The 5,919-nt window shown below is 71.6% G+C and carries 6 protein-coding genes; 3 read left to right on the top strand and 3 right to left on the bottom strand.

Annotation, left to right across the window (positions count from 1 at the left end):
* Positions 1-170 precede the first annotated feature (170 nt).
* From ettA to ACFUEL_RS33385, 3 genes are all read left to right on the top strand, one after another.
* The gene (ettA, locus tag ACFUEL_RS33375; protein ID WP_380240932.1) at positions 171-1,835 is read left to right on the top strand and encodes an energy-dependent translational throttle protein EttA; all 1,665 of its coding nucleotides are present in this window, start codon (positions 171-173) and stop codon (positions 1,833-1,835) included.
* A gap of 117 nt (positions 1,836-1,952) precedes the next feature.
* Complete coding sequence (locus ACFUEL_RS33380) at positions 1,953-2,396, top strand: acyl-CoA thioesterase (protein ID WP_380240934.1); 444 nt, start codon at positions 1,953-1,955, stop codon at positions 2,394-2,396.
* A 122-nt stretch (positions 2,397-2,518) separates the two neighbouring features.
* On the top strand, positions 2,519-3,208 hold the full coding sequence (locus tag ACFUEL_RS33385; RefSeq protein ID WP_380240936.1) for a hypothetical protein: 690 nt from the start codon (positions 2,519-2,521) through the stop codon (positions 3,206-3,208).
* 52 nt (positions 3,209-3,260) lie between these two features.
* Here ACFUEL_RS33385 and ACFUEL_RS33390 read toward each other — a convergent pair whose 3' ends face one another.
* The 3 genes from ACFUEL_RS33390 to ACFUEL_RS33400 form a co-directional block, all read right to left on the bottom strand.
* The gene (locus ACFUEL_RS33390) at positions 3,261-3,671 is read right to left on the bottom strand and encodes a globin (protein WP_380240938.1); all 411 of its coding nucleotides are present in this window, start codon (positions 3,669-3,671) and stop codon (positions 3,261-3,263) included.
* 79 nt (positions 3,672-3,750) lie between these two features.
* Positions 3,751-4,887 carry an ABC transporter permease gene (locus ACFUEL_RS33395; protein ID WP_380240940.1) on the bottom strand — a complete coding sequence of 379 codons (1,137 nt, stop codon included), beginning with the start codon at positions 4,885-4,887 and terminating at the stop codon, positions 3,751-3,753.
* Positions 4,884-5,801 (bottom strand): ATP-binding cassette domain-containing protein, encoded by a 918-nt coding sequence (locus ACFUEL_RS33400; protein WP_380240942.1) that lies wholly within the window; start codon positions 5,799-5,801, stop codon positions 4,884-4,886. The genes ACFUEL_RS33395 and ACFUEL_RS33400 overlap by 4 nt, the downstream gene beginning before the upstream one ends.
* Between the last annotated feature and the right edge of the window lie 118 nt (positions 5,802-5,919).

The following is a 5,919-nucleotide window of genomic DNA, read 5'->3' on the forward strand; positions in this document are numbered from 1 at the left end:
CCTCCCGGGACAGGGAGGCGGGGCCGTTCGCGTGCCGGGCCGCCCGCAGCCGCGGCCCGGGGCCCGCGCACCGGGGCCGGCCGACAAGGCCGTTCGGTGCGCCCGTGGCCTTACGGCACAATGGAAGGCTGCAAGCCGATTACTCACGACGACGCCGGAGCGATCCCAACGTGGCGGAATACATCTACACCATGCGCAAGGTGCGCAAGGCACACGGCGACAAGGTCATCCTTGACGACGTGACGCTCAGCTTCCTCCCCGGGGCGAAGATCGGCGTCGTCGGCCCCAACGGCGCCGGTAAGTCGACCGTGCTGCGGATGATGGCGGGCTTCGACCAGCCCTCCAACGGCGACGCCTTCCTCTCGCCGGGCTTCACCGTCGGCATGCTCCAGCAGGAGCCCCCGCTCGACGAGTCCAAGACGGTCCTGGAGAACGTCCAGGACGGCGTCAAGGAGATCAAGGCCAAGCTCGACCGGTTCAACGAGATCGCCGAGCTGATGGCGACCGACTACTCGGACGAGCTGCTCGCCGAGATGGGCACCCTCCAGGAGGACCTGGACCACGCCAACGCCTGGGACCTCGACGTCCAGCTGGAGCAGGCCATGGACGCGCTGGGCTGCCCGCCCGGCGACTGGCCGGTCACCAAGCTCTCCGGCGGCGAGAAGCGCCGCGTCGCGCTCTGCAAGCTGCTGCTGGAGCAGCCCGACCTGCTGCTGCTCGACGAGCCCACCAACCACCTGGACGCCGAGTCGGTGAACTGGCTGGAGCAGCACCTGGAGAAGTACCCCGGCACCGTCGTCGCGGTCACCCACGACCGGTACTTCCTGGACAACGTCGCCGAGTGGATCCTCGAGCTCGACCGCGGCCGCGCCTACCCCTACGAGGGCAACTACTCCACCTACCTGGAGACCAAGCAGACCCGTCTCAAGGTCGAGGGCCAGAAGGACGCCAAGCGCGCCAAACGGCTCAAGGAAGAGCTGGAGTGGGTCCGCTCCAACGCCAAGGGCCGCCAGGCCAAGTCCAAGGCCCGCCTCGCCCGTTACGAGGAGATGGCGGCCGAGGCCGACAAGATGCGGAAGCTGGACTTCGAGGAGATCCAGATCCCGCCGGGCCCGCGCCTGGGCAGCGTCGTCATCGAGGTCGACGGCCTCCACAAGTCCTTCGGCGAGAAGGTCCTGATCGACGGCCTCAGCTTCACCCTGCCGCGCAACGGCATCGTCGGCGTGATCGGCCCCAACGGCGCCGGCAAGACCACCCTGTTCAAGATGCTCCAGGACCTGGAGACCCCGGACAGCGGCACGGTCAAGGTCGGCGAGACCGTCAAGATCAGCTACGTCGACCAGACCCGCTCCAACATCGACCCGAAGAAGACCCTGTGGGAGGTCGTCTCCGACGGCCTCGACTGGATCAACGTCGGCCAGGTCGAGATGCCGTCCCGGGCCTACGTGTCCGCGTTCGGCTTCAAGGGCCCGGACCAGCAGAAGCCGGCCGGCGTCCTCTCCGGCGGTGAGCGCAACCGCCTCAACCTGGCGCTCACCCTGAAGCAGGGCGGCAACCTGCTGCTCCTCGACGAGCCGACCAACGACCTCGACGTCGAGACCCTGTCCTCGCTGGAGAACGCGCTGCTGGAGTTCCCCGGCTGCGCCGTGGTCATCTCCCACGACCGCTGGTTCCTGGACCGGGTGGCCACCCACATCCTCGCCTACGAGGGCGAGAGCAAGTGGTTCTGGTTCGAGGGCAACTTCGAGTCCTACGAGAAGAACAAGGTCGAGCGGCTCGGCGCCGACGCGGCCCGCCCGCACCGCGCCAGCTACAAGAAGCTGACCCGCGACTGACACCGCCGTTCGCGGTGCCGGCCCGGCAGTACGCCCCCGCGGGCGGGCTGCCGGGCCGCTGCCCGTAGGCTGCCAGTAGGTACCCACGGGTACGAATGGAGTTTTGAGGAGAACGCCGTGGCCCGCCACATCTACGCCTGCCCCCTGCGGTGGTCCGACATGGACGCCTTCGGACACGTCAACAACGTGGTCTTCCTGCGCTACCTGGAGGAGGCCCGGATCGACTTCATGTTCACCCAGGCCGCCGAGGCCGGGGCCGGGGAGTTCGCGGGCGGCTCGGTGGTGGCGCGCCACGAGATCGACTACAAGCGGCCGCTGGTCCACCGCCCGGCGCCGGTCACCATCGAGACCTGGGTGACGAAGATCGGCGGCGCCTCGCTGACCGTCTCCTACGAGATCAAGGACGTCGCCGAGGACGGCACCGAGACGGTGTACGTCACCGCCTCCACCGTGGTCGTCCCCTACGACCTCGCCGAGGGCCGGCCGCGCCGGATCAGCCCCGTCGAGCGGGAGTTCCTGAGCCGGTTCACGGACGAGCAGCCGGCCGGCTGCGCCGCCTGACCGGATCCCGCGCGCACCGCCCGACCGGATCCCGCGCGCACCGCCCGACCGGATCCCGCGCACTGCGGACGCCGCGCACCGCGGACCTCCACCGCACCGCCGAAGAAACGAGCTGAACCCCGGTGACCGTGCAGACCCGACTCGACCTCGCCGACCCGCGCGAGGGCGCCGACCTGGCCGCCTTCCTCGGCCGGCTGCTGCGCTACGACCGGGCCGCGGCGGTCCGGCTGCAGGCCGTGCCGGGGTCGGACGGCGGGGTGCTGGCCGTGTTCGGGCGGCTGCCGCTCGGCGAGTCCGCCGTCCTCGTGGTGCGCACCGTGCGGCTGGCCGGGCCGGTCGCGGCCGCCGACCTGACCGTCTCCGCCGGACAGCTCCTGGAGTCCGTGGACGAGCCGGGCGCCGCGCTCGGACTGCCCGCCCCGGTCACCGGCCCGTCCTGGGCCGGGCTGCTCCCGCCGCGCTCCGGCTGGCAGTCGGCCGGACAGCCCCCCGTCGACCGGGTGGTCGGCGAAGTGCGGGCCGCCGTCGAGGAGTTCAAGCGCCGCGTCGCCGAACTGCCGGACCACCACCGCACCCGGCAGGCGGTCGACGCGGTCGCCGACGAGATCTGGTCCCGGCCGCTGGGCGCCGCCGCCGACCTGCCGCTGCGAGCCGCGCACGCCGCCCACACGATCGGGTTCCTGCGGCCCGGCGCCCCGCTCGCCGCCTACCGGGCCGGCGCCTGGCTGCGGCTGGACGCGCCCGCCGGCTCCGTCCTGCTGCGCACGGCCGCCGCGCCCGGCGCCGGCCTGGGCCTCAGCCCGCTGCGCTGAGCCGGCCGGCCCGGCCGGCCGGGCCCTGAGGAGCGGGGCCTGAAGAGCGGCCCTAGCCCGCGGTGTTGATCATCGAGGCGGCGGCGTACGTCATGTAGTTCCACAGCTCGCGGTCGGCGTCGGCGGGCAGCGCCAGCTCGTCCAGGGCGGCGCGCATGTGCTTCAGCCAGGCGTCGTGCGCGGCCCGGTCGACCTTGAACGGGGCGTGCCGCATCCGCAGCCGCGGGTGGCCGCGGCGCTCGCTGTAGGTGCGCGGGCCGCCCCAGTACTGCATCAGGAACAGCGCGAAGCGCTCCTCGGCCGGGCCGAGGTCCTCCTCCGGGTACATCGGGCGCAGCAGCTCGTCCTGGGCGACACCCCGGTAGAAGAGGTGGACCAGCCTGCGGAAGGTCGCCTCGCCGCCGACCTGGTCGTAGAAGGTCTCCTCGGGTGCGGTGGTGGTCTCTCGCCCGGTGTCAGTCACCCGTCCATGGTCGCAGACGCCGACGGGGGCCGTACACCGGGACTTCCGGCGTACGACCCCCGTCCCGGGGCGGTCGCGGCTACGCGTCGTCCCAGTTGAAGAAGCGCCACGCGACGGCGCACAGCACCGCGGTGAAGCCGAGCAGGATGCCCATCGCGGGCAGCGCCTCGGCGAGGCCGCCGCCCTGGCTGAGCACCGACTTGGCGGGGACGATCAGGTAGCGCAGCGGCAGGGCCCGGGAGACGTCCTGCAGCCAGCCGGGGGCGAAGTCCAGCGGGATGAAGGCGCCGCCGAGGAAGGACATCGGCAGGATGATCAGCTGGTTCATGCCGTTCGCCGACTCCTCGGTCTTCGCCAGCGAACCGGTGACCAGGCCGATCGACATGAACGCCAGGGTGGCGCAGACCACCAGCGGGAACACCAGCCACCAGTTGCCGGTGAGTTTGAGCCCGAAGTAGTCGATCTGCGCGACCATCAGGAACAGCGCGGTCTGGGCGAGCGAGACCAGCACGCTGACCAGCACCCGGGCGCCGACGATGGTGCCCGCCGAGATGGGCGCCAGCCGCAGGCGGCGCAGCACCCGGCTCTTGCGCCAGGTGACCAGGGTGAAGGAGGCGCCGTAGACCGCGCCCATGGCGACGGCGTAGGCGAGCAGGCCCGGGGTGAGGTACTGGATCGGCTTGGTGGAGTCGTCCTCGACCTTGGCGGAGTCCAGGGCGTACTTCGGGGCGACGTTCGAGGCGGCCTGGTTGGCGCTCTGCACCACGGAGTTGACGATGCCCTGCACGGTGCCGGCCTTCACCTGGTCGGCCTGGCTGAAGCGGAGCACCAGGGTGCCGTCCGGCTTCTGCATGACCAGGCCGTCCAGGTCGCCCTTCTTGACCTTGGTGAGGGCGTCGTCCTCGCTCAGGCCGGTGGTGATCTCCAGCGCGTCCAACGCGCCCCCGGCCTGGGCGCGGGCGTCGTCCAGCACCTTGACCTGGCCGACCTCGGCGACCTTGACGTGGGTGCTGCCGCCGCCCTTGTAGATGACGCCGAACAGCAGCAGGAACATCAGCGGCAGCGCCAGGGTGAAGAACAGGGTGCCCTTGTCGCGGACGAAGCCCAGCAGCATCACCCGGGACAGGCCGACGAAGGCGTTGGCCTTCTCCTTGTCCGCGGCGGCGACCGGGGCGGGGGCCGGGGCCGGGGTCCGGGGCGGTTCGGTGGCGGTCATGCCCGGTACTCCCGTCCGGTCAGCTGGAGGAAGACGTCCTCCAGGGTGGCGCCGCGGACCTCCAGGCCGCGCAGCGCGTTCTGCTCGGCCAGGACGGACAGCACCGGGCCGGGCTCGGCGGTGGAGAGCGCCAGCGTGACGCCGTCGTCCTCCAGGTTGGCGTGCACCGCGCCCGCGGCGGCGAGCAGTTCGCGCGCCCGGTCGACGGTCAGTTGCCCGGACTCGATCCGGACCCGGACGGTGTCGTCGATCTCGCGGACCAGCGCGGCGGGCGCGCCGGTCTTCAGCACCTTGCCGTGGTCCATCACCGAGACGCGGTCGCAGAGCACCTCCGCCTCGTCCAGGTAGTGCGTGGTGAGGACCACGGTGCGGCCCTCGGCGTTGATGTCGCGCAGCAGGTCCCACAGGTTGCGGCGGGCCTGCGGGTCGAGGCCGGTGGTCGGCTCGTCGAGGAACACCAGCTCCGGGTCGTGCACCAGCGCGCAGGCGATGGACAGGCGCTGGGCCTGGCCGCCGGACATCTTGGTGGTCAGCACGTCCGCGGACTCGGTCAGGCCGACCCGCTCCAGCATCGCGTCGGCCGCCCGGGCGCCGATGCCGTAGAAGGAGGCGAAGGTGCGGATGGTCTCGCGCGCGGTCAGCTTGGCGAAGAAGGCGGACGCCTGGAACTGCACGCCCATCCGCGGCAGCAGCTTCGGGTTGCGCGGCCACGGTGACAGGCCGAGGATCTCGACCCGCCCCTCGTCGGCCTCCCGGATCCCCTCCAGGATCTCCAGGGTGGTCGTCTTGCCGGCCCCGTTCGGCCCGAGCAGGCCGTAGAACTCGCCAGTCGCGACGGAGAGTGACACCCCGTCGACGGCCTGGACATCCCCGTACCGCTTCCGGATCCCGTCCGCGGTTATTGCTTCACTCATGGGCCGAGCCTAGGGGCTCCGGCCGTTCCCACGGGCACTTTTGTGCGAATCTTGAGCATTTCGCGTCAGGACGGCGAACACGGACGGCCCGCCGCCGGGGAGCCGGACTCCCCGGCGG

Source organism: Kitasatospora sp. NPDC057198 (assembly GCF_042670125.1).
Classification (GTDB): domain Bacteria; phylum Actinomycetota; class Actinomycetes; order Streptomycetales; family Streptomycetaceae; genus Kitasatospora.

Coding starts and splice junctions, on each gene's coding strand:
- ACFUEL_RS33395 (WP_380240940.1), bottom strand. CDS start 4,887: ATGACCGCCACCGAACCGCCCCGGACCCCGGCCCCGGCCCCCGCCCCG.
- ACFUEL_RS33400 (WP_380240942.1), bottom strand. CDS start 5,801: ATGAGTGAAGCAATAACCGCGGACGGGATCCGGAAGCGGTACGGGGAT.